This window comes from Paenarthrobacter sp. Z7-10 (assembly GCF_026932795.1).
GTDB lineage: Bacteria > Actinomycetota > Actinomycetes > Actinomycetales > Micrococcaceae > Arthrobacter_M.
Genome location: NZ_JADPVH010000032.1, coordinates 1 through 26227 on the forward strand (window position 1 = coordinate 1; position 26227 = coordinate 26227).

General features: G+C 64.6%; 26 protein-coding genes. 15 read left to right on the forward strand and 11 right to left on the reverse strand.

Going from position 1 to position 26227, the window contains the following annotated elements; all coding sequences use genetic code 11:
* Positions 1–222: 222 nt before the first annotated feature.
* Positions 223–669: a hypothetical protein gene (locus IV498_RS10940; RefSeq protein ID WP_269046592.1), complete on the reverse strand. Its 447-nt coding sequence runs from the start codon at positions 667–669 to the stop codon at positions 223–225.
* A 5-nt stretch (positions 670–674) separates the two neighbouring features.
* Entirely contained in the window at positions 675–815 is a 141-nt protein-coding gene (locus IV498_RS10945) for a hypothetical protein (protein WP_269046593.1), read from the reverse strand.
* Between the two features lie 495 nt (positions 816–1310).
* Here IV498_RS10945 and IV498_RS10950 point away from each other — a divergent pair, with 495 nt between their 5' ends.
* From IV498_RS10950 to IV498_RS10980, 7 genes are all read left to right on the forward strand, one after another.
* Entirely contained in the window at positions 1311–2282 is a 972-nt protein-coding gene (locus tag IV498_RS10950; protein ID WP_269046594.1) for a D-2-hydroxyacid dehydrogenase family protein, read from the forward strand.
* A gap of 291 nt (positions 2283–2573) precedes the next feature.
* Positions 2574–3392: an SDR family oxidoreductase gene (locus tag IV498_RS10955; RefSeq protein ID WP_269046595.1), complete on the forward strand. Its 819-nt coding sequence runs from the start codon at positions 2574–2576 to the stop codon at positions 3390–3392.
* A gap of 367 nt (positions 3393–3759) precedes the next feature.
* Positions 3760–3990, forward strand: coding sequence for a ribbon-helix-helix domain-containing protein (locus tag IV498_RS10960; RefSeq protein ID WP_269046596.1), 231 nt, complete (start codon positions 3760–3762; stop codon positions 3988–3990).
* A complete protein-coding gene (locus IV498_RS10965; protein WP_269046597.1) occupies positions 3977–4324 on the forward strand; it encodes a type II toxin-antitoxin system PemK/MazF family toxin in 348 nt (115 codons plus the stop codon). Before IV498_RS10960 ends, IV498_RS10965 begins: the two co-directional genes overlap by 14 nt.
* Before the next feature lie 269 nt (positions 4325–4593).
* Positions 4594–4935 carry a helix-turn-helix transcriptional regulator gene (locus IV498_RS10970; RefSeq protein WP_269046598.1) on the forward strand — a complete coding sequence of 114 codons (342 nt, stop codon included), beginning with the start codon at positions 4594–4596 and terminating at the stop codon, positions 4933–4935.
* Between the two features lie 244 nt (positions 4936–5179).
* Entirely contained in the window at positions 5180–5557 is a 378-nt protein-coding gene (locus tag IV498_RS10975; RefSeq protein WP_269046599.1) for a HipA domain-containing protein, read from the forward strand.
* 7 nt (positions 5558–5564) lie between these two features.
* Positions 5565–5699 carry a hypothetical protein gene (locus IV498_RS10980; RefSeq protein ID WP_269046600.1) on the forward strand — a complete coding sequence of 45 codons (135 nt, stop codon included), beginning with the start codon at positions 5565–5567 and terminating at the stop codon, positions 5697–5699.
* Between the two features lie 46 nt (positions 5700–5745).
* On the opposite strand, the gene IV498_RS10985 is transcribed toward IV498_RS10980, so the two are convergent.
* The 7 genes from IV498_RS10985 to IV498_RS11015 form a co-directional block, all read right to left on the reverse strand.
* Positions 5746–6768 (reverse strand): LLM class flavin-dependent oxidoreductase, encoded by a 1023-nt coding sequence (locus IV498_RS10985; protein WP_269046601.1) that lies wholly within the window; start codon positions 6766–6768, stop codon positions 5746–5748.
* 151 nt (positions 6769–6919) lie between these two features.
* Positions 6920–7765: a hypothetical protein gene (locus IV498_RS10990; protein ID WP_269046602.1), complete on the reverse strand. Its 846-nt coding sequence runs from the start codon at positions 7763–7765 to the stop codon at positions 6920–6922.
* Positions 7762–8658 carry an HpcH/HpaI aldolase/citrate lyase family protein gene (locus IV498_RS10995; protein WP_269046603.1) on the reverse strand — a complete coding sequence of 299 codons (897 nt, stop codon included), beginning with the start codon at positions 8656–8658 and terminating at the stop codon, positions 7762–7764. The genes IV498_RS10990 and IV498_RS10995 overlap by 4 nt, the downstream gene beginning before the upstream one ends.
* Entirely contained in the window at positions 8655–9839 is a 1185-nt protein-coding gene (locus IV498_RS11000; RefSeq protein WP_269046604.1) for a CaiB/BaiF CoA transferase family protein, read from the reverse strand. Before IV498_RS11000 ends, IV498_RS10995 begins: the two co-directional genes overlap by 4 nt.
* On the reverse strand, positions 9836–10966 hold the full coding sequence (locus IV498_RS11005; protein ID WP_269046605.1) for an ABC transporter ATP-binding protein: 1131 nt from the start codon (positions 10964–10966) through the stop codon (positions 9836–9838). Before IV498_RS11005 ends, IV498_RS11000 begins: the two co-directional genes overlap by 4 nt.
* Positions 10959–12710 (reverse strand): ABC transporter permease, encoded by a 1752-nt coding sequence (locus tag IV498_RS11010; RefSeq protein WP_269046606.1) that lies wholly within the window; start codon positions 12708–12710, stop codon positions 10959–10961. The genes IV498_RS11005 and IV498_RS11010 overlap by 8 nt, the downstream gene beginning before the upstream one ends.
* 54 nt (positions 12711–12764) lie before the next feature.
* Positions 12765–13958 carry an ABC transporter substrate-binding protein gene (locus tag IV498_RS11015; RefSeq protein ID WP_269046607.1) on the reverse strand — a complete coding sequence of 398 codons (1194 nt, stop codon included), beginning with the start codon at positions 13956–13958 and terminating at the stop codon, positions 12765–12767.
* Between the two features lie 375 nt (positions 13959–14333).
* Here IV498_RS11015 and IV498_RS11020 point away from each other — a divergent pair, with 375 nt between their 5' ends.
* The 8 genes from IV498_RS11020 (at position 14334) to IV498_RS11055 (ending at position 24479) form a co-directional block, all read left to right on the forward strand.
* Positions 14334–15098: a GntR family transcriptional regulator gene (locus IV498_RS11020; protein WP_269046608.1), complete on the forward strand. Its 765-nt coding sequence runs from the start codon at positions 14334–14336 to the stop codon at positions 15096–15098.
* A 21-nt stretch (positions 15099–15119) separates the two neighbouring features.
* Positions 15120–16046, forward strand: a complete 927-nt coding sequence (locus IV498_RS11025) for a ketopantoate reductase family protein (RefSeq protein WP_269046609.1) — start codon at positions 15120–15122, stop codon at positions 16044–16046.
* 560 nt (positions 16047–16606) lie between these two features.
* Positions 16607–17623, forward strand: a complete 1017-nt coding sequence (locus IV498_RS11030; protein ID WP_269046610.1) for a LacI family DNA-binding transcriptional regulator — start codon at positions 16607–16609, stop codon at positions 17621–17623.
* Positions 17624–17766: 143 nt separating this feature from the next.
* Positions 17767–19068, forward strand: a complete 1302-nt coding sequence (locus IV498_RS11035; RefSeq protein ID WP_269046611.1) for an extracellular solute-binding protein — start codon at positions 17767–17769, stop codon at positions 19066–19068.
* 14 nt (positions 19069–19082) lie between these two features.
* Positions 19083–20102 carry a carbohydrate ABC transporter permease gene (locus IV498_RS11040; protein WP_269046612.1) on the forward strand — a complete coding sequence of 340 codons (1020 nt, stop codon included), beginning with the start codon at positions 19083–19085 and terminating at the stop codon, positions 20100–20102.
* 1 nt (position 20103) lies between these two features.
* Positions 20104–21006, forward strand: a complete 903-nt coding sequence (locus tag IV498_RS11045) for a carbohydrate ABC transporter permease (RefSeq protein WP_442951339.1) — start codon at positions 20104–20106, stop codon at positions 21004–21006.
* Between the two features lie 6 nt (positions 21007–21012).
* Positions 21013–22170 carry a glycoside hydrolase family 130 protein gene (locus IV498_RS11050; protein ID WP_269046613.1) on the forward strand — a complete coding sequence of 386 codons (1158 nt, stop codon included), beginning with the start codon at positions 21013–21015 and terminating at the stop codon, positions 22168–22170.
* Positions 22171–22226: 56 nt separating this feature from the next.
* On the forward strand, positions 22227–24479 hold the full coding sequence (locus tag IV498_RS11055) for a hypothetical protein (protein WP_269046614.1): 2253 nt from the start codon (positions 22227–22229) through the stop codon (positions 24477–24479).
* Positions 24480–24622: 143 nt separating this feature from the next.
* On the opposite strand, the gene IV498_RS11060 is transcribed toward IV498_RS11055, so the two are convergent.
* A complete protein-coding gene (locus tag IV498_RS11060; protein WP_269046615.1) occupies positions 24623–24982 on the reverse strand; it encodes a VOC family protein in 360 nt (119 codons plus the stop codon).
* Positions 24983–25091: 109 nt separating this feature from the next.
* Positions 25092–25682, reverse strand: a complete 591-nt coding sequence (locus IV498_RS11065) for a histidine phosphatase family protein (RefSeq protein ID WP_269046616.1) — start codon at positions 25680–25682, stop codon at positions 25092–25094.
* Positions 25683–26227 lie beyond the last annotated feature (545 nt).

The following is a 26227-nucleotide window of genomic DNA, read 5'->3' on the forward strand; positions in this document are numbered from 1 at the left end:
AGAAGCCCCATGGAGCGCCCAAGACCGGCTCCGGATCAGGACTTCAGCCCAGAAGAGCCCAATCCGGCGTCCGGCTCCGGCGCGAAAAATGGCCCACCGGAAAAACCCGGGCATAATAGATCCGCCTTAATCAGCGGGCTCCTAGCGGAGCACCTCAGGGTGGCGCCCAGAGAATCGGACACCACCCTGAGGTCCTTCGCAACTGGCCGTCAAGGCCAATGGCTACTTTGACGTCGATCCAGAGCAAAGGGCGTTGGCTGCGGTTCCGGAGCCGCTGTTTTTGGAAACAGATTTACCGTCGACCAAGATTTCGCAGCTAACCTTACTGGCCTTGGAGTAGTCGCCGGTCACAGTGAGCGAACTTATGTCGAAGCCCTTGGCCGTGACCGTTTTCTTCCAGTCCGCCTTGACGTCTTCGGTCGAGGTGCCGCCGCCGGTCCAGTAGGAAACGTGCGCCGGCCCAGTGGTGGTGACTACATAATCGATCTTATGTTCGGCGTTGACGGACTTGTCGATGCTCGTGACTGCTGCGGCGACTATGGCCGTCACGATGATTGCAACAATGATGGCGATGGCGCCCAACACCAAGCCCGCAACGGAGGTGCCCTTTTTGGCAAACTTCCTGGTCAGACCAATGACTGCAAGGATGATAGCTACCGGGCCGAGCACGAAGGCTACGACACTGCCACCGGGATGAACGAGAAGACCAGGGCGATGATGCCCAGGACCAGTGCGGCAGTGCCGAAACCGTTGCCCTTGGAGGGTTTGGCGGGAGTTGCAGCCTGTTCATAAACGGGTGCGCTTGGTGTGGTCATGACGAATTCCTAACGACGAGTGATGATGAGGTAGACAACCGGCAGCTACGGTCACATTTCCCCCGTGTCCGTGCGGCCTATGTTGCTTCGAATTACAACCCCGGGCTTTCAGTTCCACTGAACATTCCTTCCAGGACAGGCTGCGGTGGCTGCCCGGCTGTTGCCTACCTTCTAACCATCGGCATTGAAGACAGTTTGGTAATCGGGCAGGGGGCGTTGGGACTGACATTTGCTCGAGCGGGCATTTTCTTAACTAAAGAGACCCGTTCCGCGAGCATCCCTCCGCCCCGGCGCGGCGGGGTAGAGGATTTCCCGGGCGTCCGATAACGGGTGGGCGGCTCGGGGTCAGGGACGTTTTGCCAGTCCGCGATTGTCTCCGCGCGGCGGTAGGTTGTTCATGAAAGGCAATTTTGACCGGCGGCGACAGCCGCAGCTCAGATTCGTCGGTGCCCGGTGCGGTGGTGAACGGGACCACAATCATGGAGAGGACCGTTCATGGCCCGCATGCTTGCCGTCCTGGACGATTACCAGTCTGTCGCCGCCGGGTTCGCGCCCTGGCAGGAACTCGCGGACCTGGGCATCGAGGCCACCTTCTTCCCCGAGTACCTCGGCGGCGAGGATGCCGTCGTCGAGCGTCTCCGCGGTTTCGAGATCATCGTCGCGATGCGCGAACGCACGCCGTTTCCGCGCTCCGTGCTGGAGCGCCTGCCGAACCTGCGCCTGTTGGTCACCACTGGCATGCGGAATGCCGCCATTGACCTGGCGGCGGCCGACGACCTGGGCGTCGTCGTCAGTGGGACAGCTGGTTCTGCCGGCGCCGCGGCCGAACTGAGCTGGGCGCTGCTGATGGCCACGGTTTGTGGCATCCCGGCGCAGGACGCCTCGCTCCGCGCCGGCGGCTGGCAACTGGCGCCGGGGATAGAGCTGGGCGGGCGCACGCTCGGCATTCTGGGGCTGGGCCGGATTGGCGCCGCGATGGCCGGCTACGCGCGCGCCTTCGGGATGGAGGTGCTGGCCTGGAGCCCGCACATGACGGCGGAGCGGGCGGTAGAGGCCGGGGTGGAGGCGGTGGACCGGCAGGAACTTTTTGACCGCGCGGACATTGTCAGCGTCCACCTACGGCTCACCGACGAATACCGCGGTGTCGTCGGCGTCGATGAGCTGCGCCGGTTGGGTCTCCACGGCTATTTGATCAACACCGCCCGCGGCCCGCTGGTGGATGAAGCGGCGCTGGTCGCGGCCCTGGAGCAGGGGCTGATCGCCGGCGCCGGCCTGGATGTCTACGACCGGGAGCCGTTGCCGCCCGAGTCGGCCCTGCTCCGGGCGCCGCACACGGTGCTCACCCCGCACATCGGCTACGTGACCCAGGAGGCCTACCGCATCTTCTACGGCGAGGCGTACGACGACGTCCGGGCCTGGGCGTCCGGCTCACCGATACGTGTGCTTGGCCGCGGCGCGGAAGGGTAGTGGATACCCGCATGCTCTAGCGGGCGGGGTATACGGGGCAGGCCCGTTCCAGCATCCACTCTGCAGAAGACAACTTTTACCGTTCATGAAAAGCTTTAGGAATCCGCACGCGCGATCAGCCATCGCCAAGGCGAGTCACGTTCGCTGTTGGCCCTGCCCGGCCTTCCAAACTCAGAGAGCCGGTCAAGGTGCGGGAATGAGACTGGGTAACGCGGTGCATTATGCATTTGGGAAGTCTTTGTCCGCCCCGAACGTTATTTGCCTGTGTACACCATCGAAAGGAACATACTCATGAGCAAGACCTGGTTCATCACTGGCGCGTCCAAGGGCTTTGGACGCGAGTGGACCGAAGCTGCCTTGGAGCGCGGGGACAACGTCGCAGGCACCGCACGAAAGCTGGAGACTCTCGATGACCTCGCCGACAAGTACGCTGATACCTTCCTGCCGATCCGGCTCGATGTCACGGACCGGGATGCCGACGTCGCGGCCGTCCAGAAGGCGGCCGAGCACTTCGGCCGGCTCGATATCGTCGTCAACAACGCCGGGTACGGTCATTTCGGCATGATTGAGGAGCTCGCAGAAGACGAGGTCCGCGCGCAACTGGAGACGAACCTGTTCGGCGCGCTGTGGATCACGCAGGCGGCACTTCCCATAATGCGTAAACAGGGCTCGGGTCACATCATCCAGGTGTCGAGCATCGGTGGTATCAGCGCCTTCCCAACCGTCGGCGCCTACCATGCGTCGAAGTGGGCACTCGAGGGCTTTTCACAGTCACTCTCACAGGAGGTCGCAGGCTTCAATATCAACGTGACACTGGTGGAACCCGGCGGCTTCTCGACCGATTGGTCCGGCCCGTCCGCCTCACACAGCGCGCAGATGAGCGAATATGCCGAGGTCCGCAAGGGGGCGGCAAGTCGGCCCTCTGCGAACAACCCCGGCGACCCTACGGCCACCCGCGGTGCGATCCTCAAGGTCGTTGACGCAGAGACACCGCCACTGCGCGTCTTTTTCGGCGCAGCGCCCCTTGACATTGCGACGAAGGACTACGAATCACGCCTGGCAACATGGAACGAATGGCAACCAGTTTCCATCGAGGCACACGGCAGCTAAGTTCTTAGCCAACGCCCCAAAAAAACGATGAACGGCACCCCTGCCCCTGCCCCTGCCGGGGTGCCGTTCATCGTTCCCCCTAAGGACAAGCAACCGCCGTGCTGACGACTGCGAACATTCCGTGCAGCCGAGAAATGACACATGAGCCGGGTGCTAGGCCGGGTGCAGTGTCTCCTAACCGATGTGTCTCGAATCCCATGCCGTGCAAGACGACCCAACGCCCGGTTGAACGACACCAAGAGAACACAGAAGGGCGGCCCCGAAGCGCTGAAACCACCGACGGGATGAAAATCTGGCGACTGTGCCCGGTCGCATATCGTCTCGATGAGCGGTAGTAAAAGGTTTCCTACTCAAGTAGCATTAACAGATGAAACTCAGTATCAGCCTGTCGGATGACGATGTTTCGTTACTTGATGAATACGCGCGGACGCAAGGATTACCGTCCCGCTCCGCGGCAGTGCAACAGGCCGTCCGTCTCCTGCGGCACGTCGGGTTGGATGCCGCGTACGCCGCAGCCTGGGAGGAATGGGAGACAGCTGGCGAGCAGGTTGTCTGGGACGAAGCCACAAGAGACGGGTTGACGGATGCGGCGAGGTGAGGTCCGGCTGGTCGACCTCAACCCTGTCCGGGGCAGCGAAGCGGACAAGCGGCGTCCAGCGATTATCGTTAGCAACGATCGCGCCAATTCAACGGCGGAGCGACTGGGCCGCGGGGCGGTGACGGTTGTCCCGTTGACCAGCAACGTCAGCAGGGTGTTTCCATTCCAGGTGCTGCTTTCTTTAGACGCGACCGGGTTGCGGGTCGATTCCAAGGCGCAGGCGGAACAAGTCCGGTCGGTGGCACTGGAGCAGCTCGGACCGGTCCTCGGCCAACTCTCAGCGGAGACCATGCGTGACTTAGATGAGGCGCTTCGCCTGCACTTGCAGCTGTAGCTTCCGGTTCCAGAGTTCGGCGAGTTGTGGACTCCCTATGGCACCCTCGCCGTCTGGAGCCCCCGAGCCGTCCGGCTGTTGGCCACGGGTCAGGAACCGCTGAGTTGATCCTCCCAGAGCGTTCCTATACGCAGTGAATCGGAATGAGGGGGCCCCCACCAGAGCAGTGAACGAGGGTAGATTCAAGCGACTGAGGCAAGAACACAACACCATTTGCTATGATAAAACATGACTAAAGGGCGTTTAAACGTGTTTTAAGAAGGTTGGTAATGGCGAAGCGAACTGTGCCATTGCGCCCGCATGTCCAGGACGCGCTCACCATATGGGGGCAACTCATCCGGCGGGGTCGAATTGACCGAAAATGGACAGCCAAAGAACTCGCTGCGCGCGCGAACGTCTCGGAGCAGACGGTGCTCTCAGCTGAGGCCGGTAGCCGTGGCGCGGCCGTCGGCACGATGATGGACCTCGCAGACCTCGTCGGCGTCCCTATCTTCGGGCTGGAGGACCGCTCCGAAATCGCCATTCGTCGTCAGCGTGGCGAGGAGATGCTCGCTCTTCTCCCAAGCCGAGTGCGCCGACCAAGGAGCGGAAGTATCGATGACGACTTCTGATGAGCTCTACGTCTGGACGTGGTTACCCGGCCAGACCGAGCCTGTGGTGGCCCGGAGGGCTGAGCAAGCCGGCCCACTCGTCACCTTCGTCTACGGACTGAGGTATCGAGCCCGGCCGGACGCCATCAGTCTGTTTACCCCAAAGCTTCCGCTGCTACCCGGTACCAGGAGCCTGCAGTCGGGCTAAACATCGCTGGCGTCCTCAGGGACGGGAGTCCCGACCGGTGCAGGTCTGGACGCGGCTATGATGCATGGCACGAGTCTTGGAGGCGCACGCACGAAGGCGACACTCACTGATGGAGATGGGAGCGAGTGGCTCGCAAAGTTCTCTTCGTCAGACGACCGCGTCTTCTCAGCGGTGAACGCCGAAGGCGTGATGCTTGAACTCGCGCGCAGGGCGGGCATGGACGTGCCCGAGAGCAAGGTCATCTCATCTCTCGGAAAGGAGGTCCTCCTTGTCGAGCGATTCGACCGAGATGGAGCCGGAGGACGGCGCCACGTAGTATCTGGCCTGACGATGGCTCAGACTGACGAGATGTATGCGCGGTATGTGTCCTACCCACAGATTCTCGATGTTCTGCGCGAGAACGCGAACGACGCGACTCGGCCGGGACATCATTGACCATCTTGTGTCGAGCATCCACGACAACTGGGACGCCGCTGCCGAGGTCGCGCGTCTGAGCGCGGCAGATAAGCAGAAGCTTCAAGAAAAGCAGGTGCTGCCGAGAGCAGCCTTCTTCGACTACGAACCAAAACTGCTGTAGCGAGGTCCGGTGCCCACACCCGACCGTTGCCGGGTGCGGTGAGCAGTCAGCGCCAGCCGAGCTGCGGCGCCACGTGCTTCAGGATCGACTCGATGACGTGGGTGTTGTAGTCGACGCCGAGCTGATTCGGGACCGTGAGCAGCAGGGTGTCTGCCGCGGCGATCGCCTCGTCCTCCGCCAGCTTGGCGGCCAGCTCGTCCGGGGCACCCGCGTAGGACCGGCCAAAGACAGCGCGCGTTTTCTCGTCGATGTTGCCCACCTGGTCGGAGCTGCTTCGGTCGCGGCCGAAGTATTGCCAGTCGCGCTCATCCGTCAATGCAAAGATGCTGCGGCTGACCGAGACGCGTGGCTCCCGCTCGTGCCCCGCCTCCTTCCAGGCCTGCCGGTAGAGCTCGATCTGCTCGGCCTGCTGGACGTGGAAGGGCTTGCCGCTCTCGTCGTCCTTGAGCGTTGAGCTTTGCAGGTTCATGCCGAGCTTCGCCGCCCAGATGGCCGTGGCGTTCGAGCCCGAACCCCACCAAATGCGCTCGCGCAGGCCCTCCGAATACGGCTCCACGCGCAGCAGGCCCGGAGGATTTGGGAACATCGGGCGCGGGCTCGGCGCCGCGAAGCCCTCGCCAGTGAGCACCTCGAGCAGACGCTCGGTGTGCCTGCGGCCCATGTCGGCGTCCGACTCACCCTCTGCGGGGGCGAAGCCGAAGTGGCGCCACCCTTCGATGACCTGCTCGGGTGAACCCCTGCTGATGCCCAACTGCAGTCGGCCGCCCGAGATCAGGTCGGCCGCGCCTGCGTCCTCCGCCATGTAGAGCGGGTTCTCGTAGCGCATGTCGATCACGCCGGTACCGATCTCGATGCGGCTGGTCCGCGCCCCGATCGCAGCGAGCAGCGGGAACGGGGAGGCGTATTGCTGGGCGAAGTGATGAACGCGGAAGTAGGCACCGTCCGCCCCGAGCTCCTCGGCCGCGATCGAGAGGTCGATCGCCTGCAACAGCGCGTCCGACGCGTTGCGCGTGCCGGACTCTGGGTGGTCGGTCCAATGGCCGAAGGACAGGAATCCGATGTTCTTCACACCCAAAGCCAACATGGTGGCGGCGGTTGCTATTCCCGGCGGCCCCTCGGCCTCGCTCCCGTCCCGCAGCACGGTCCGCATCCGTCACGGCCGGAGATCCGGCCTGTCCGTCGCTTCTCTGGCGGGTTGCTGATCGTGTGCCCGCCGCGGGTCAGGGACCGCTGAGGCGATCTTCCCAGAGTGTTCCGAGGACGCAGTGAAGGGGAATGAGATGTGCGAACACTCCAATCGCTTCCCTAATCCGGTCCGTGCTGTCCGCTGGCGGCGGTGGCAGGGTCAGGTTGTTCGATTCCGCAAGCAGGGCGGCGTTGGCCTCCCAGTCCTGGGCGCGTGCACTGACCTGTCCGTCGGCGACCACGTTCGCGGTGGTGGCGGATAACGCCCGGTACAGGTTGGGCATGGTGCCGAGGTGCCGGTGCAGGGTGGGGAGGAGCTGGGGGCTGATGTTCAGCTGCCGACACGTCTGCTGGATGAGTTCCAGGATTTCCGGCGCTACCCCGCCCGGGGGAGGCGGCGGGGCCAGGGGCGCGTCGCTGCGGGACACCACGTCAGCTGGCGTCGTCCGTCCAGACGGGGATTGGGCTTCGCCGGCCGGTGCGGAAGCCGGTGCGGTGTCACCGGGGTGATCGAGGTGATGCTGCATCACCATCAGTACCGCCAGGTTCCTCGGGTTTGACGAGTTGTAGACGCGCAGAATGTCCAGCGCCCGGTTCCGGTCCTCCTCACCCACGCCATGGTCGTGCCAATACTGCGGCGCAAGCGGTGGGAGCTGCGGACCAGGGGTGAGCGCGAGGGATTGGGCCGCCCGATCCAGGAAATCCGTTGGCGCCAGCTCTTCGACGATCGAGGTGGCCCACGGCAGAGCACCCGGTATGGTCGCGAGGTGACGGTAAATCAGGTTGACCGTTCGCGCGGGCAGCGCCGCCTTCAACCGGTTGTAACAGTCCAGCGTTTCGCCGTCGGCCTCGTCTTCCAGGATCTCCGGCAGCAAGGTCATGATGCCCGCTGGGCTGCGGCGTGGGAGCGCAGGATGGCCCGGGAGCGTTCGACGATGGGTTCGTCCACCATCTGGCCGTCGAATTCGACGGCTCCGATCCCGGCCGCAACAGCCGCGTCGAAGTCCGACAGCATCCGCTGCGCCCGGTCTACCTCTTCGGCACTTGGCGAGAAGCCCTCATTGACGATAGGCACCTGGCTGGGATGGATGCAGCTGGCGCCGACGAATCCCTGCTGCCGTGACGCTGTGACCACGTTCCGAAAGGCGCTCTGGTCCCGATAGTTGGCAATCGAGCCCACCAGTCCCAGCGGCAGCACCCCGGCGGCGCGGGCGGCCAGCACGGTCATCTGGTTGGCCACCAGTTGCAGCTGTGGTTCCGGCGGGATCCCGCTGGAGGCGGCGAAGTCCTCCGAGCCCAGCGTCAGGGCCACGATTCGGGGTGAGGCAGCTGCGATCTCCTGCAGCCGCCAAAATCCTGCCGCTGTCTCCACCATTGCGATGAACCGCACCGAGCCGGCGGCCATCCCGGCGGCGGCCTCGACTTCGGTCACCACTTCGTCGATCATCCGCACGTGGTCCGCACTGGCTATTTTCGGCAGGGCAAGGGCGCGCACACCGGGTCGAACGGCAACTTCAAGGTCGCGCACAGCGATCCGCCACGGCCGGTTGATCCGCACCACCACGTCTATCCCGCGGCCCGCCACCAAGTCGATGGCCGCGGGCAGCATCCGCCGGGCCTCGTCCTTTTCGCCGGGCGGAATGCTGTCCTCGATGTCCAGCTGGATGGCGTCGGCGCCGCGGGTGTGGGCTTTGTCCACGAACCGCTGCGAGGTGACGGGCACATAGAGCAGGGACCGCCAGTTGATAGTGTCCGCAGTTGACGTGGCATTCATCCGAATACTCCTTGTGTTTGCAGCTCTTCCCACTGCTCGTTCGGCAGCAGTTCCTGCAGGATTTCCTTGCTGTGCTGTCCCAGTCCGGGAGCGGCGGAATTGATGCCGCCCGGGGTTTCCCCGAGGCGCGGCACCACGGCGTGCATGGGGACGGAGCGCTTGCCGTCCGGGTCCGGGCCGTCCACCACCACGCCCCGGGTCTTGAAATACTCGCTCTCCATCAGGTCCCCAATGTCCATCACCGGGGCAACCGTCACACCCGCGGCGCGCATCGCAGAGAGGTTGTCATCCAGGCTGCGGGCGCCGAAGTAGTCCCCGAGGATGGTGTCCAGCTCCTGTACGTGGGCCAGCCGGGTGGTGTTGTTCAGGAAGCGGGGGTCGTCCACCAGTTCGGGCCGGCCGATGGTGCGGAAGATGCGTTCGGTCATCATTTGGGTGGAGCCGGAGAGGGCCAGCCAGTGTCCGTCGGCGGTGGAGTAGACATTGCGGGGGGCGGACGACGACGACCGGCTTCCGCTGCGCTGCGGCGCATCGCCGGTAAGCCGGTAGGTTCCGGCCTGTGGACCGAGCACCGAAAACAGCGGTTCGAACAGCGACAGGTCGATGACCTGGCCGGGTCCGCCCGCCTCGGCGTGCCGCACGGCCGCCAGCACGGAGAAGGCGCCGTAGGTTCCGGCCACCATGTCCGCCAGCGCGCCTGGCGGCAGCACTGGTTCCCGGTCCGGAAAGCCGTTCATCGCGGCCAGCCCGGACATCGCTTCGATCAGGGTGCCGAAACCCGGTTCCTGCGACATCGAGCCGGTCTGTCCCCAGCCGGAGATGCGCACCAGCACGAGTTTGGGGTTACGTTCGTGCAGAATCTGCGGGGACAGGCCCAGCCGCTCCAGGTTGCCCGGCCGGAAACTTTCCACCAGCACGTCGGATTCCGCGGCCAGGCGCAGCAGCAGCTCCCTGGCCTGTTCGTTCTTCAAATCCAGGGCGATGCTGCGCTTGTTGCGACCGTAAACCTTCCAATACACCTCGCTGCCGTGCACCACCCAGTTGCGCAGTGTGTCGCCGTGGCCGGGTTGCTCCACCTTGATCACGTCGGCGCCGAAATCTCCCAGCAGCATGGTCAGTTGGTTTCCGGCGACCAGCCTGGACAGGTCCAGCACGCGGATGCCGGCCAGCGGGCCGGTCACAGCACGGCCTCGGCGTCGCTGGCCAACCGTGAGGCCGGGATCTCCTCGGCAAAGACGAACAACCCCTCCTCCGGAACGATCAGCCACACCTGCTGTTCGTCGAGCTTGTGCTCACCCTCGGCGAAGATGAGCTGGCCGGCTGCCATCAGCTCGAACTCGTAGCGCGCCCCGACGTAAGACGCCTTCTTCAGCTCCGCGGGAATGGCGTTGACGGAGATCGCGGGAACGTCGTCGCGCGGTTGGGTCACTTTCACCAGCTCGGACCGGACGCCGACGGTAACGTGCGTTCCGGCCGCGAACGCCGTCGGCGATTTGATCCGCAGCGTGCCCTCGCCGTCGACCAGGTCCACCACCAAGGTTCCCGTGCCGGTCTCCAGCACTTTCGCGCGGAAGAAACTGCATCTGCCAATGAAATCCGCTACGGCCAGACAGTTCGGGTGGTCATAAATCTCATTCGGGGTGTCCACCTGCAGCATCTTCCCTTCACCCATCACGGCCAGCCGGTCCGAGAGGGAGAGGGCCTCCAACTGGTCGTGGGTGACGTAGATCGTGGTGATGCCGACGCTCTGCTGCAGGTCCTTCAGCCAGGCGCGGGCACGGTCCCGAAGCTTCGCGTCCAGGTTGGACAACGGCTCATCCAGCAGCAGGACGCTCGGCGAATACACCAATGCCCGGGCCAGCGCGACGCGCTGCTGCTGCCCGCCGGAGAGTTCGTGCGGGTAACGCTTGCGGTAGGGCAGCAGCCCCACCTGGTCCAGCGCACTGCCGATCCGCCTGGTCTGCTCGGCCTTGGACACCTTGCGGATTTTCAGCGGCATCGCCAGATTGTCCTCGACCGTCATGTGCGGCCAGAGGGCGTAGGACTGGAACACCATGCCGAGGTTGCGTTCCTCCGGGGTGAGGAAGCGGTGCTTGGCCGCATCGACAAAGACCTCCGGACCAACCCGGATGACCCCCTTCGAGGGTGTCTCCAGCCCCGCGATGGTGGACAACGTCGTCGTCTTCCCGCAGCCGCTGGGGCCCAGCAGCGTAAAGAACTCCCCGTCGTTGACGGTGAACGTGACGTCGTCGACGGCGGTTTGGCCATTGAATTCGACGGATAATCCTTCAACGATCAGATCAGGCATACGAACGCACCTTGAGAACCTTTCCAGCGATGATGACGAAGACCGCGGTGATCGCAATCTGGATGCATGACAGGGCAGCCACCGCTCCGCTGTTGCCGTTGAGCCACAGCTGCAGGGTGGTGGTACCGATGACCTGGGAGTCGGCGTTGGCCAGGAACACCGCCGGGGTGTACTCCTTGAACATTTGCACGAACAGCAGCACCAGGGCGGAGAACATGGCCGGGACGATCAGCTTGAACAGGATCCGGCTGAAGGTCCGCCACCAGTCGGCACCCAAGGTGCGGGCGGCGTCGTCGAGCTCCTCCCCGATCTGCATCACCAGCGGGGCGATGGCGCCAAAGGCCGCCGGCATGGATCGGGTACCGAACGCTATGATCAGCGCCAGCAGCGTGCCGTTCACCGCGTTCAGCGGCCCGATCAGAGCAAAGGCCCAGAAGAAGCCGATGCCGATGATCAGCCCGGGAATGACCTGCGGAGTCAGGGTCCCAAACTCGAGCACCTTGTTGAACCGGAAGGTCGAGCGCCGGGCCACCAGTACCACCACCGAGACGAACAAGGTGGTGACAACCGCGCCGATCAGGGCAATGAACAGCGAGTTCCGGATGGACGCCGTGTACGCCGGATAATCGAAGATCAGGGTGAAGTTGTCCAGCGTCAGCAGTGTCAGCGGGTTCACCAGCGGGGTCAGCAGCTGGGTGAAGGCCCGCAGCAGCAGCCCCAGGATGGGCAGAAGTGGTCCGAAAATGATGTACAGCACGGCGATCACGAAGCCCACCCAGCGCAGGCGGCCGAGCTCAAGCAGCCGGGGACGGGAAGCCTTGCCGCGGACGGCGACGAAGCGGCGCGCGTTGCGCAGCGAGATGCCCTGGATGACAATCAGGATGGCCATCACGCCCAGCGTCACCACCGACGCAGCACCGACCAGGCCGTAATCGGGGTTGGCCTGCGCCAGCCCGTTGATGTAAATGAAGCTGGAGAACAGGTTGATGCCCGCCGGGCGGCCGAGCAGCAGCGGAATGCTCAGCTCCTCGATAGAGGTGCTGAAGATCAGCAGGGCCGAATACAGGATTGCCGGGCGCACCATCGGCAGCACCACCGACCACAGAATGCGCAGCGGCCGGGCGCCACAGGTCCGCGCCGCGGCCTCCAGCGAGGGGTCCGCGAGCTTGAGCGCGCCGGAGCAGTACAGGAACCCGATCGGCACCAGCGTGACGGCCTCGGCAAAGGCCATCCCCGGGATCGAGTACAGGTTCCACGGCACCACGCCCAGCACGTTTTGGACGGCAACGCTGACGAAGCCGGCCGGTCCATACATCAGGATGAAGCCGAAGGCCATCACCAGCGGGGAGATGTAGATCGGCCACAGCAGCAGCGATCCCAGCGCCCGGCCACCGGGCATCCGGACCCGGACCACCAGCACGGCGAGCAGCAGCGAGAGCACGACGGCGATGACGGTGGTCAGGGCGGCGAAGTACAGACTGTCCAGCACCACTTTGCCAAAGCCGGCCGTGGTGAACAGCTTGACGTAATTGGCCGGCGTCAGCAGACCGCCGTCGTCGTAGAGCGGGCGGTCGATCAGCGACTGGTACAGGGTGGGCAGCAGCGGCGCCAGGACCAGGGCAATGGCGGCGATGAAGATGGCGTACTGGATCCATGTCGCTTTGCCGTGTCCGAACAGCCGCCGGTATTTCGGTGCCGGCAGCTCGTCGGCGCGGCTCGGCCGTGCTTTTGTCTCGGTGGTCACGCCCGCCGCCCCCGTTTCCCGGGGGCGGCGGCCCGCAGCATGGAAGGCCGCATGCTATTTCCCCATGCCGGAATTCCACTTGGCCTTGAAGTCCTTGGCCTGCGCATTGGTGATCGGATCGTAGCCCACTGTGACGATCTTGTCCTCGCCGCCCACCTTCTTGACGATGGCGTTGTAGTTGCGCGGTGCCTCCGCATCCGTGACGTCGGTGCGGTACGGCGTGAATCCGCCCTGGTACACCGCGATCTGGCCGCTGTGCGAGAGCAGGAAGTCCAGCATGAGCTTGGCGGAGTTAGGTGTGGGGGAGGTCTTCGGGATCGCCATCCCGCGCAGGAACATCGGCATCCCGTCGTCGATGTAGCCCCAGCCAAGGATGGCGCCGGTCTTTTCGGCCTGCGGAATCACCACGGTGGAGGAGAGGAAGAAGCCGGCCAGGTACTCCCCGGAGTTGATCTTCTCCACCATCGGGCCGGAGGACTGCTCCGCACGGACGAAGGGCAGCAGCTTGTCCAGCGTGTCCCACGAATCCGGACGGGCATTGGCCCAGCTGTATTCGATGGCGTAGCCGAAGCTGTTCTCCACGTCATAGGTGGTGATTTTGTTCTTGAACTTTTCCGGATCGCTCTCTACCAGCTTGACCAGCGAGGCCAGGCCGGTGGGGTACTGCTCCTTCTTAAGAAGTGTCTTGTTGTAGCCCATCAGAATGGGGTCGGCGGAGAAGGTGTAAAGCCCGGGCTTCGGTTGGCCGAAATCGGGAAGCTTGTCCGTTTCCGGGGACTTGTAGTCCGAGGCGGACCCCTTCTTGATGAAATCTATCCAGCTGGTGGGATCACCGGAGACCATCAGCGCCGCCGGCGAGGTGCCGCTGGCGGACTCGCTGTAGTACTTCTGGAAGACCTCGGCACTGTCGAGGTTGTTCGTCGATACGGTCAGCCAGGGGTACAGCTTGGTGAAGGCGTCGGAGATCGGCTTCCAGTTGTACTCGGCCATGTTCGAGTAGATGGTGAGCTTCTTTTCCGCCTTCGATCCCTCGACCATCGAGTCGTAGTCTGAGGGGTAGTAGGAGGGACGGCCCTCCACGTGGACCGTCTTCTTGGCGTCGGAGGATCCGGAGGCGCCCCCGCAGGCGCTTAAGGCGCCCATGCCGGCCAACGAGGTTCCCGCCAACAGCGTTCCGCGCAGAAAGACGCGCCTGTCGAATGCCGCCTTCATGGCCGGGATGCTTCGCTTACGTGATTCGTCCATCATCAGTTCGCCTTTCGAGGTGATTGTTTTAACGGTGCCTGCGGGAGGTGCGGTCGGGCTGGTCCGGTTTGTACGGTTTTCGGCGGAGGGCCGGCGGCGCCGGGTTGCCGGGCGGAGGCTGGCCCCGCGGCGTTCCGGCCGACGACGTCGACTGCTTAGGCAGATTGCCGAAGCCAGCGCCGGCGTTTTAGTCCCGGCGGATCGTGGCGGGCGGACTGCCCGAGTGGTCCAGGTGCTTGTCATGAATCTGATGCCCCCACATCGCCTGCCGTCATTGGAAGATGATCTACAGGGAAGACTTGTCGATGTTTTATAAAATGTCAATGATTTTTTATCAGAGAAACCAAATTGAGTCTTTCGGGGACCTAGGATGTTGTCATGGCGCTAAAACCGATGATCGTCCGCACCAAAAGCGAGGCCGCATACGATGCGCTGCGCGAGGCGATCCTTGACCAGAGGCTGGCCCCGGGACAGCGGGTGACGCTGACAACCCTCGCCTCGGAGCTCGGCATGAGCCTGACCCCGGTCCGGGAAGCCCTGCGGCTGCTGGCCATGCAGGGACTGGTGCATCAGGACACGAATCGCGGAACGTGGATCACCGAGTACTCGCCGGCCCGCGCCGAGGAGGTCTTCCAGCTTCGGCTGCTGCTGGAGCCGTACGCCATCCAATTGGCTGCGGCGGAGGTCACCGACCAGGATCTTGCCGAGATCGATGCCGCCCTCGCCGAATTTGACCGTGCCTCTGCCGAGGGACGGTACAGCGAGCTGCCGGAGCTCAACGCGGCACTGCACCAGCGGATCTACCGCGTGTCCAGCGCGGGAATGCTGCTCGGCTTCATCGACAGGCTCTGGCAGAGTATTCCCTATCAATCGATGAACGTGATCAGTCATCATGACCGGTCCGCCGCGGATCACCACCAGATCGTCGATGCGCTGCACCGGCGGGACCCGGTCGGCGCTGCTCAGGCACTGCGGGACCACATCGGGCATGCGCAGGCCGAAACCATTCAGCGGATGGAGCGCTCAGCGGGTATTACCCGCTCCACCCATCCTGCTGCCCCCGGTCCGGTGACGGACCGGCCCCCCGAGCCGGCCACGGTTTTGGTCCCCGACGCTCAGAGCAAACCCGAGCCAGTGCGTTAACCAACCGAAAGAGGCTGTTCGATGTCAAAGGTGACAATCATCGGTGCCGGGGCCATGGGCTCCGTTTACGCCGGGCTAATGCGGGACGCAGGACATGAGGTCCATGGCGTCACGCTCTGGCCCGACCATGCCGCGGCCGTCACCGAAAACGGCCTGCGCGTCCATGGCGCCAGCGGCGACCGCACGGTGCGGCTCGCATCGATGACGACGACGACGGACTGCATCGGTCGCTCGGACCTGGTCATCATTGCGACCAAGGCCTTCGACGTCGAAGCCGCAGCACTGTCCGCCCGTTCCCTCATCGGCCCGCGCACCGTGGTGCAGACCATCCAGAACGGACTTGGCTCCGCGGACCGGGTGGCATCCGTGCTCGGCGCCGACCGGTTGGCCGTCGGAGTGGTCGGCGGCTTCGGAGCCTCCGTGCCCACCCCGGGAACCGCGCACCATAACGGCATGGAGATGGTCCGCTTCGGCAGCTACTCGACCCTGCCCCGCGCGGATCTGGCCGCGTCAGCAGAGGTCTGGACCTCGGCTGGATTCCAGGTCAGGCTCTTCGACGACATCGGACAGATGGTGTGGGAAAAGCTCATCATGAACGTGGCCTTTTCCGGTACCTGCGTCCTGACCGAACTGACCATTGGCGGCGTGATCGCGGACCAGAACGCCTGGCAGGTGGCCTCGGCATGCTCCCGCGAAGCCGTGGCTGTGGCCCAGGCCGCGGACGTCACCCTCGACGTCGGCGACCCCATCGAGCACGTACGCACCCTGGGCGGCAAGATTCCGCATGCCCGTCCCTCTATGCTCATCGACGCTTCACTGCGCCGACGCGGCGAAGTCGACGCCATCAATGGCGCCATCTCCGCGCGGGGGAAGGACCTCGGTGTTCCCACCCCGGTGAACGACACCGTGGTGGCGCTCATCAAGGCGCGCGAGGCGGCGTACCTGTAGGTTCGCTCACGGTATGGATGGAATACACGCGATGTTTGCCAATTTTGTAACTTTGCCTTTTGTCGGAGTCTGGCCGTAGTTTTCGACCATGACGAACACTGCGGGTCCCGCTCCTCAAACGCCCCGCGTCAGGACGCGCAAGTGCCCGGTCTGCGGCCACGAGTCCTGGCGCATTGTCTATGGAATGATGCCGTTCGGCGCGGAGGAGCAGCAGCCCAAGACCGCCTATGTCGGGTGCATCAGGCTGCTTGGTCCGCGGATAAATCCCGTCACGGGGCAATGGGAGGCGGGTGAGGCGAAATGGGCGTGCCGAAACGAGGAGTGTGGAAACAGGTGGGCTTAGATCTCCACCAGGGTCCCGGGACTTCGTAGGTCTTAGCGCGGTCCCGGCGCGGGCGGCCCAACGTTGAAGCGCCCAAGTTGGAGTCCGCGCTTGCGAGCCTGGACGGCGGAACTGCAAATAATTCTTGACAACTCCTCACTAAACCGGTTTAGTAGTAAGAACTAAACCGGTTTAGTGACACACGTCACCCACCGGCCGCACCGGGGGCAGGGAAGTTATGGCAGTCACGATCAGCGACGTCGCAAGCGCGGCGGGGGTGAGCAAGGGTGCGGTGTCTCTTGCGCTCAACGGCCAAACGGGCGTGGGCGAGGATACGCGCCAGCGGATCCTCGCGGCGGCGAAAGCGCTGGGCTGGACACCGAGTCTGCGGGCCAGGGGGTTGAAGTCGTCCAAGGCATACGCGCTGGGGCTGGTCATTGCCCGCGATGCGAAGCTGCTGGGCACGGACCCATTTTTCCCGGCGTTCATCGCCGGTATTGAGACCACACTGGCAGAACACGAGTACACCCTGGTGCTCAGCGTGGCCACGGCTCGGGGGGCGGAGGAGCGCAGCTACCGCAAGCTGGCGGATGGCCGGGTGGATGGGGTGATCCTGACCGATGTGCGGCACGATGATTCGCGGCTGGCCCTGCTGAGGGAGCTCAAACTCCCGGCGGTGACGCTGAACCGGCCGGATGCGCCCTCGCCGTTCCCCGCGGTCTGCATGGATGATTCGGACGGCATCACGGCCGCCGTCGAGCATCTGATTCAGCTGGGCCATACACGGATCGCGCATGTGGGCGGAGCCCAGGCTTACATCCATGGCCGCAGCCGCCGCCGGGCCTGGGCGGAGGCGCTCGGGGCTGCGGGGCTGGGGGCGGATCTGTTCATCGAGGCAGATTTCACCGCGGCCGGCGGCCAGACGGCAACGGAGAAACTGTTGGCACGGGAAGACCGGCCCACCGCCATCGTCTACGCGAACGATCTCATGGCCACCGCGGGACTGTCCTTTGCGCAGACGCACGGTGTCAGCGTGCCAGGAGATCTGTCCATCACCGGCTACGACAATGCCGAGTTTGCCCGCTATCTGAACCCGCCGCTGACCACCATCGCGGCGGATCCGCTGCAGTGGGGGAGGCAGGCGGCGCGGGTGCTGTTGGGTCTGCTGGACGGATCGCACGACGGCGGCGATTTGGTTTTGAGTCCGCCGCAGCTTGTGCTGCGGGCCTCCACCGGACCGGCGCGCCAGCCGTGATCGCCCGCGCAGCCCCACGAACGACGGGTCGAAGAAGCCACCAAACGAGTGGACGACGCAGCACACGCATCCCGAACACGTAAGCCCCTTGAGTACGCAAGCAACCGAATAACCGAAGTAATTCCACCTACGCAGGAGACGCAATGAAGCGCACGAAAACCACGGCCCGGGTACTGTCGATGGCCACCATTCTGGTGTTGGGCTCGACTCTGGCGGCCTGTGGTGGCGGGGGCGGCAGCAAGTCGGCCTCCGACGCCATCACGGCTAAGGGCCCGATCAAGATCTGGTACTCGAACAATCAGTTCGAGGTGAAGTGGGGTAAGGAGATGGTGGCGGCCTGGAATGCGGCCCACCCGGACCAGAAGATCGATGCACAGGAGATCCCCGCAGGCAAGAGCTCCGAGGAGACCATCGGTGCCGCGATCACGGCCGGCACCGCACCGTGCCTGGTCTTCAACACCGCGCCGGTGGCGGTGCCGCAGTTCCAGAAGCAGGGTGGATTGGTGGCGCTGGATTCCTTCCCGGATGGCGCGCAGTACATTGCGGACCGCACCGGGGACCTGGCTAACCAGTACAAGTCCGCGGACGGCAAGATCTACCAGCTGCCGTGGAAGTCCAACCCGGTGGTGCTGTTCTACAACAAGGCCATTTTCAAGAAGGCCGGCCTGGACCCGGAGAAGCCCAAGCTCGGGACGGAATCGGAACTCGTCGATACAGCCCGCACCATCGTGAAGTCGGGCGCAGCGCCCAAGGCCATCTGGCCGTCCCCGGCGAGTGACTATTTCCAGTCGTGGTTCGATTTCTACCCGTTCTACGCCGCCAACACGCAGGGCAAGCAGTTGGTGCAGGACGGCAAGGCCACCTTCGACACCGAGCAGGGCAAGCAGGTAGCCAATATGTTCGCCACCTTGTACAAGGAGAATCTGGCCTCCAAAGAGGTTTACCAGGGTGACTCCTTTGCCGAGGGTAAGGCTGCCATGTCTCTTGCCGGCCCGTGGGCTATCGCTTCCTACAAGGGCAAGGTGGACTTCGGCGTGGTCCCGGTCCCGGGGGCGCAGCCGCAGGATAAGTCCTACACCTTCTCCGACGCCAAGAACGTCGCCATCTACTCGGCCTGCAAGAACCAGGGAACTGCGTGGGAGGTGCTGAAGTTCGCCACCAGCAAGGATGAGGACGGCAAACTGCTCGCCGAGACCGGGCAGATGCCGATGCGCAAAGATCTGACCACCACCTACGCGGACTACTTCACCAAAAACCCGCTCTACAAGCAGTTCGCGGATCAGGCCAGCCGCACGGTCGAGGTGCCCAACGTGACCAATTCGGTGCAGATCTGGCAGACCTTCCGCGATGCCTGGAATAAGTCGGTAATCTTCGCCAACCAAAGCATTGACGACGCGTTCAAGGCCGCGGCGGACAAGATCGACTCGCTCGCCTCGCAGAAGTAGCAGGCGGTTCCGCCATGACCCTGCATTCCGCCAACGGCCCGCTCCGCCGGGTGGCTGCCGTCCCGGCGGCACCCGCCGAGGCGGGGACGCCGTCGTCGGCCGGCCCAAGGCTGCGCCGCAAACGCGGCAGCCCTGAAATCAAACAGAAGTTCCGGCCGCTCGGTAAACAGCCGCTCGGCCTGCTCTTCAGCGCTCCGTACGTCCTCTTCATCCTGGCCGTGCTGGCGTATCCGCTGGGCTACGCGGTGTGGATCTCGTTCCACAAGTTCTTCTTCACCGCCCCCGGCGTGCAGGTGGACCGGCCGTTCGTGGGGCTGGATAACTACGTTACGGTGCTCTCCGATCCGGCGGTGCAGCGGTCCTTTTTGAACATTTTGGTGTTCATGGTGATCAACGTGCCGCTGACCGTGGTGTTGTCGCTGGTGCTGGCCAACGCGCTGAACCGCGTGATCCGGGCCAAGACGTTCTTCCGGGTCAGCTACTACGTGCCGTATGTGACCGCCAGCGTGGCCGTGATCGGTGTCTGGCTGTTTCTGTTCCAGCAGAACGGACTAGTCAACTCCCTGTTGGGGCCGCTGGCTCCCAACCCGTCCTGGCTGGTGAACTCTTGGCTGGCGATGCCCACCGTAGCGCTGTACGTAACCTGGAAGCAGCTCGGTTTTTTCATCCTGTTGTACCTGGCCGCGCTGCAGAACATACCCGAGGAGCTGTACGAGTCGGCGTCGGTGGATGGCGGCAACAAGTGGGTGCAGTTCTGGAACATCACGGTTCCGGGCGTGCGGCCGGCCAGTGTGCTGGTGACCCTGTTGGCCACGATCACCGGGGCCAACCTTTTCACCGAGCCGTACCTGCTCACCGGCGGTGGCGGACCGGATGGGGCTTCCACTTCACCGGTGTTCCTGATGTACCAAAAGGGCATTCTGCAGGGCAATCCCGATGTGGCGGCCGCGCTGGGCGTGGTGCTGGTGATTGGCGTGCTGCTGATCGCCCTGATCCAGAACCGCCTCGTCGGCGGCCGAGCAGGGGAGGAATGAGATGACTGCGACCAACGCCCGCGCGGGGAGAACCCGCGCAAAGACGGCCGACGGCGAGGGTGCCGTTGAGAAGCGCCGAAACCTGAGCGTGGGCAGCTTCGTGCTGCTCGCCATCGGCGCCTTCGTGTTCCTCTTCCCGTTCTATTACATGCTGATCGGCTCACTGCAGACTACCCCGGACACCTCCGTGGGCGGCGCTTTCCCGAGCCCGGCCAACATCACGGGCGAGAACTACGTGAACATCAACGGCTCCATCAACCTGTTCAAGGGGCTGCTGAATTCGGGCATCTTCACCGGCGGGGTCATTCTGGCCACGGTGGTTTTCGGCCTTCTGGTCGGTTATGCGCTGGCGCAGATGCAGTTCCGCGGCCGCGGCGTCGTGTTCGCGATGATGCTGCTGGTGCAGATGATTCCGTTCCAGCTGCTGCTGATTCCGCTCTATGTCATGATCGTGCGCAACTACGGCCTGGGGGATAACTACCTGGGCATGATCCTGCCGTTCGCGATCAATTCCACCGCAGTGTTCGTGTTCCGGCAGTACTTCATGCAACTGCCCTCCACCCTGTTCGAGGCGGCGCGGATCGACGGGGCCAGCGAATTCCGGATTCTGTGGCAGATCGCCATTCCACTGGTGCGCCCGGCGATTGTTACGGCCATTCTGTTGACCTTCATCGGCCCCTGGAACGAGTTCCTCTGGCCATTCCTGGTCACCAAGGATCAGTCGCTGCAGCCGCTGGCCGTCTCGCTGGCCAACTACATTTCCAATATCGCGGCCACCGCGTCCAACCCGTTCGGGGCCATCTTGGCTGGTGCGTGCGTGCTCGCGGCGCCCGCCGTCGCGCTGTTCATTTTCTTCCAGCGCCAATTCATTTCCACCAATATCGGATCAAGCGTAAAGGGCTAATCACCTATGACTTCCTCACTATCCGCACTGCCCACCGTCCCGTTCAAGCTCACGCGTGCCGGCGTGATCATGACGCCGGAGGCAGGCAACGACTTCGAGGCCGAGGGCGTGCTCAATCCGGCCAGCGGACGCACGCCTGACGGCGAGCTCTACCTGCTGCCCCGGCTGGTCGCCACGGGCAACATTTCCCGCGTCGGGCTGGCCAAAGTCCTGCTGGACGACGACGGCGTCCCCACCTCGGTGCAGCGCGAGGGTATGGTTCTGGGTCCGGACGAGGGCTGGGAACGCGGCCTGCAGAATGCCGGCACCGAGGATCCCCGCACCACCTGGGTGCCGGCGTTGAACAAACACCTGATGACCTATGTGGCCTACGGCCCGCTGGGACCCAGGCTGGCCTTCGCCTACTCGGAGGACCTGCGCTCCTGGCACCGGTTGGGCCCGTGCTTCTTCGAATACCAGGCCGACCTGTCCTTGGACCTGAACCTGTTCCCGAACAAGGACGCGGTCTTCTTCCCGGAGCCGGTCAATGATCCCGACGGCGTGCCCTCCTACGCGATGCTGCACCGGCCGATGTGGGACCTGGGTTGGGTCCGCGACGGAGAAGGCGAGCACCTGCCCGCCGGAATCACCGACAACCGCCCAGGCATCTGGATCTCCTACGTTCCGGTGGCCGAGGTGGAACGCGACTTCCGGAACCTGGTGCACATGTCCAAGCACCGGCTGGTGGCCCTGAGCGAGTTTGCCTTCGAGGAACTGAAGATCGGTGCAGGCCCGGCGCCGATCCGGGTGGAGGAGGGCTGGCTGCTGATCCACCACGGCGTCTCCGGCGAAATGGCGAAGTCTGACTTCGCGCAGCAGCAGAAGGTCAATTACGCCGCGGCCGCGATGATCCTGGACGCGGAGGACCCATCCAAGGTGATAGCCCGCAGCGACAAGCCGCTGCTGGCGCCGGAGACCGAGGACGAGATGTCCGGCATCGTGCCCAACGTCGTGTTCCCCACCGCCATAGAAGAGGTGGCCGGCCCCAGCTGTTCGTGTTCTACGGCATGGCGGACTCCAAAATCGGCGTCGCCCGGCTGGACCGGATCTAACCCCGCCCGGCCGGGCAAATCCAGCCCGCCCGGCCGGGCAGGACCTAACCTGCTCGGCCACCATGGGATCTAACCCGTCCCGGCCACTATCCATATTTTCTTCCTTTCCATCCTGACCAGGAGCCAGACATGACGCATGAAGATGTTCGTTCGAGGCTGATATCCAAACCGGTGGCCGTTGTTGCCGCCATGTCGATGCTGCTGGTCGGGGCGGGAACGGCCACCGCCGCAGCCCCTGCTGCGGCCAAGGCAACTGGCGCGCTCGGGGCGCACGTCGGAACCGCCACCGCCGCAACCCCCGCCGCGGCAAAGGCGACCGGCGCGCCCGTGGTGCCGGCGCCGTCGTCGTCCGCTCCACTGACAAACCTGTCCCACCTGAACTTCCTGCTGGACACCGTGCCTTTGAAGCCCGTGGCCGGACACACCACCTACCAGCTGGACCAGCAGCCGACGGCGCAGGCGCCGTGGACCTACGCGAACAAGAATGCGGACGGCAGCTACACCCGGGTGGGCGGCGGCACGCAGGATCCGGCCACCGGGACCTGGAGCCAGGGTGCCTTCAACGCGGACGACATTGCCCGCACCGCCGTCGTCTACCTGCGGCACTGGCGCCAGACCGGGGACGCCGCCAGCCGCGAGCACGCGTTCCAGACGCTGCGCGCGCTGACGTATCTGCAGACCTCCAGCGGGCCCAACGCCGGCAATGTGGTGCTCTGGCAGCAGGCCGACGGCACGCTGAACCCCAGCGCCATCCCGAAGGAACTGCCGGATCCCTCCGACTCGGCCGAATCCTACTGGCTGGCGCGTACACTCTGGGCACTGGGCGAGGGCTACGCCGCCTTTCAGTCCACGGACCCGCAGTTCGCCGCGTTCCTAGCCGACCGGATGCACCTGTCCATTGACGCGTTGAACCGGCAGTCGCTGGCCAAGTACGGCCAGTTCGACGTGGCCGACGGCGTGAAGGTACCGGCTTGGCTGATCACTGGCGGCGCAGATGCCTCCGCCGAGGCCGTGCTGGGCCTGGCCGCCTACGCCAAGGCCGCACCCGACGACGGCGCCGTGGGCACCGCGCTGCGCCAATTGACCGAGGGCATCGCCGACATGTCCGCCGGCTCCACCCGGCAGTGGCCCTTCGGTGCGATCATGCCCTCGGTGACGACCCGCAGCCTCTGGCACGCGTGGGGTGGGATGGCTCCGGCCGCCGTCGCCACTGCTGCGACCGTGCTGCACCGGCCGGACCTGCTCACCGCGGCCGTCAAGGACTCCGCGCGGTTCACTCCGCAGTTGCTCGCCGCCGGTGGACCGGACAACGCCTGGAGCCCGGTGCCCGGCGAAGCGCAGATTGCCTACGGTGCGGACTCACGGGTGGAGTCGCTCGTGGCCACCGCCAAGGCTGCTCATGCCCCCGGATTGCTGGACGTCGCGGCGGTTGCGGCCGGCTGGTTCTTCGGCGCCAACCGTGCCGGTGTTCCCACCTACAACCCCGCTACCGGGACCGCCATCGATGGCATCGAAACGGACGGCCGGATCAACCCCAACTCCGGGGCCGAATCCACCATCCACACACTGCTCACCATGTTGGCGCTGGATGCCAACCCGGCACTCAAGGCCAAGGCATTGGGCATCACGCACACCGTCTCGACCGTCGGGCTGTCCGTAGTGGAAGCCGAATCCGGCACCGTGACCGGCGGCAGCGTGGTCAAACCGGCCGGCGGCGCCTGGACCGGCGAGGCCAATCTCTCCGGCGGCGCCTACGTGGCCCTCGATGCGGGCGGTTCCGTCGCCATCCCGGTACCTGCGGCCAACCAGCCCCGGAAGGTCTACCCGATCGTCAACCAGAGTGTTGCGCCGGCCGGCCGTACTGCCTGGACGTTCGGCACGATCCGGTTGGGCGGCACGCCCAACGGCGGCGCCGGCGACCAGGGCGTCACTCCCACCCCGGGGATTCTCTATCCCTTCGCGCTGGACCGCCCGCTGCCCGCGTTCGGTCCCGGCTCCCGCCACGGACACCGGGCCGTAGCGGGGACCACCGAGGGGAATTCTGCCTCGGCTAGCACCGGCGACCCGAGCACGCGAACTGCTGCCGCCGTCGTCGGACGCAGCAATGGACCGGCCGCGATCGACGCCCTGCTGCTGCAGCCGGAGATCTCCTCCGTCTCCGTCAGCGGATCCGGCGGGAACTCCACCCTCTACGTCTCCGCCGACACCCGCACCACCGTTCGGAAAGTGGACCTGCCGAAGGGCTTTAAACTCCAGCAGGAGGCCTTCGACTCCTCCGGCCGCCCGGTTGCAGCCGGGCATTCCAACAACGGCGCCGATCATTCGGGGCGCGTCACCGTGGCACCCGGCGGCTTCACTTGGGTGACGCTCGTGCGGAAGTAGGTCAGCCGCGCACGAAGGTGACGCTCGTGCGGAAGTAGGTCAGCCGCGGACTAAGGTGACGATTGTGCGGAAGCAGGTCAGCCGCCGTCGGATGCTTACGGACCCTTTGCCTTACTTCGAGCGAGGCAAAGGGTCCGCGCGCGTTAACCCACGCAGAGGCAGAAGGGATGGCCCGCTGGGTCGAGGAAAACCCGGAAGGTCGTGCCGGGCTGGATCTCCGCCTTGATGGCGCCCAGCTCGATCGCCGTGGCCTCGCCTGCATCGAGATCCTCAACCATCAGGTCCAGATGCATCTGCTGGGGTACCGTCTGCCCGGGCCATTCCGGCGCACGGTAGTCCGCCACCTGCTGAAAGGAGATGCAGTTACTGCCGTCCGCAGAGCGGATCTCCGCCCAGTCGCCGTCGGGCTTGCTCTGCCAGTCGAGCAGCCCGCCGTAGAAGGCCGCGAGCGCTTCCGGGTCGGGGCAGTCAATCACGAAACCTGGAAATCCTGCGATAGCCATATCGGCACGCTACACCAGCTGCCCCCCTCGACGGCACCACTGGAGCGGAAATAACCGCGCCGCTTCACCTTGGCGGTATTGCGTGAGGGGCCACCGGATGCTGGATTGATCATGGCCCGGGCGTCGGCTCTGCGGGTTCGACGAATGAGCCGTTCAGGAACTTGAGCTCCCAGGCGCCGGGGGAGTGGTGAACGACGTTCAGGGAAGCGTTGCTGATGGTTTCGATCTTGCGCTCCAGCGCCTGGCTGAGACTGACGCGGATCAACGTTCCGTGGGTGATGACGACGATCCGTGCACCGGCGAAGTCTTTGGCGAGCACTTCCAAGGCGGCCAAACCACGGGTGGCGGCTTCGCCTTCTGCTTCGGCTCCGCGGAAACCGCCCCGGATTCGAAGTTCCTCGAGCTCGGGTCCCGACCGCATGCCTTCGGCCGGGCCAAAGTCGCGCTCGCGGAGTTCGGGAACGCGCCTGACGACGGGCAGCCCCAAGCCGGCGGCAATCACGTCAGCTGTTTCCGCCGCGCGCGACAGTGGCGAGGAGACGACGACGTCCCATTCGTACGCCAGCAGAACCTCGACGGCGTCCCTGGCCTGGCGGCGGCCGACGTCATTCAGTGGAATATCGGTAATCCCCTGCAGCCGCCGCTCAGCGTTCCAGTTCGTTTGGCCATGGCGAATGAGCCCGAACGTTGTGGTGGTCATGCGTCCATTCTGCCGTGCCGGGCTTGCTGAGCTGATCGCCGTGGTGTCGACGGGCGGGGCGTCGTGTCGTCGTGCACGATCATTCTGCTGCTAACGGTCCCGAAATAGACCGCTAACTCGTTTCTTGATCCGTAAACAGATCCGTATACCAAGCAGGCTACCGTGGGAGTTGGCAGGAAGGTGAAGAACATAGCCACCACAATCGCCACACCGTTGGCGGTTCGGCGTGCCTTGCGCGACTTCGGGGGTCAAGGCAGCCGGGGGTGCTAAGCGGTCTTTTGGCGAAGTTGGCTATACCCAGCGTCCGCGACGACCTTCGGCAAGGGGCACTTCGGTTTCGGCACAGCGGACACGGCGGATGGCTGTCACCATCACCAAGCAAGGTCCCGCCCCTCGTGAGCCTGGCAATGCTGCTGAATGCGGCAGGAGACGTGGAGCTGAAAAGCGGGAATCAGCACGCCAAAATCGGATCTGGTGAAGGTCAGTGGACGCAAGGTCCTCCTGCTCCGGCGCTTCCATCGAGCGGGCGGCGCCTGGCTGGGCTT

Coding starts and splice junctions, on each gene's coding strand:
- IV498_RS11050 (WP_269046613.1), top strand. CDS start 21,013: ATGACTTCCTCACTATCCGCACTGCCCACCGTCCCGTTCAAGCTCACG.
- IV498_RS10960 (WP_269046596.1), top strand. CDS start 3,760: ATGAAACTCAGTATCAGCCTGTCGGATGACGATGTTTCGTTACTTGAT.
- IV498_RS11045 (WP_442951339.1), top strand. CDS start 20,104: ATGACTGCGACCAACGCCCGCGCGGGGAGAACCCGCGCAAAGACGGCC.
- IV498_RS11040 (WP_269046612.1), top strand. CDS start 19,083: ATGACCCTGCATTCCGCCAACGGCCCGCTCCGCCGGGTGGCTGCCGTC.
- IV498_RS11005 (WP_269046605.1), bottom strand. CDS start 10,966: ATGCCTGATCTGATCGTTGAAGGATTATCCGTCGAATTCAATGGCCAA.
- IV498_RS10965 (WP_269046597.1), top strand. CDS start 3,977: ATGCGGCGAGGTGAGGTCCGGCTGGTCGACCTCAACCCTGTCCGGGGC.
- IV498_RS10945 (WP_269046593.1), bottom strand. CDS start 815: ATGACCACACCAAGCGCACCCGTTTATGAACAGGCTGCAACTCCCGCC.
- IV498_RS10955 (WP_269046595.1), top strand. CDS start 2,574: ATGAGCAAGACCTGGTTCATCACTGGCGCGTCCAAGGGCTTTGGACGC.
- IV498_RS11025 (WP_269046609.1), top strand. CDS start 15,120: ATGTCAAAGGTGACAATCATCGGTGCCGGGGCCATGGGCTCCGTTTAC.
- IV498_RS11055 (WP_269046614.1), top strand. CDS start 22,227: ATGACGCATGAAGATGTTCGTTCGAGGCTGATATCCAAACCGGTGGCC.
- IV498_RS11065 (WP_269046616.1), bottom strand. CDS start 25,682: ATGACCACCACAACGTTCGGGCTCATTCGCCATGGCCAAACGAACTGG.
- IV498_RS10995 (WP_269046603.1), bottom strand. CDS start 8,658: ATGAATGCCACGTCAACTGCGGACACTATCAACTGGCGGTCCCTGCTC.
- IV498_RS11015 (WP_269046607.1), bottom strand. CDS start 13,958: ATGATGGACGAATCACGTAAGCGAAGCATCCCGGCCATGAAGGCGGCA.
- IV498_RS11035 (WP_269046611.1), top strand. CDS start 17,767: ATGAAGCGCACGAAAACCACGGCCCGGGTACTGTCGATGGCCACCATT.
- IV498_RS10975 (WP_269046599.1), top strand. CDS start 5,180: ATGATGCATGGCACGAGTCTTGGAGGCGCACGCACGAAGGCGACACTC.
- IV498_RS10970 (WP_269046598.1), top strand. CDS start 4,594: ATGGCGAAGCGAACTGTGCCATTGCGCCCGCATGTCCAGGACGCGCTC.
- IV498_RS11020 (WP_269046608.1), top strand. CDS start 14,334: ATGGCGCTAAAACCGATGATCGTCCGCACCAAAAGCGAGGCCGCATAC.
- IV498_RS11030 (WP_269046610.1), top strand. CDS start 16,607: ATGGCAGTCACGATCAGCGACGTCGCAAGCGCGGCGGGGGTGAGCAAG.
- IV498_RS10950 (WP_269046594.1), top strand. CDS start 1,311: ATGGCCCGCATGCTTGCCGTCCTGGACGATTACCAGTCTGTCGCCGCC.
- IV498_RS10990 (WP_269046602.1), bottom strand. CDS start 7,765: ATGACCTTGCTGCCGGAGATCCTGGAAGACGAGGCCGACGGCGAAACG.
- IV498_RS11060 (WP_269046615.1), bottom strand. CDS start 24,982: ATGGCTATCGCAGGATTTCCAGGTTTCGTGATTGACTGCCCCGACCCG.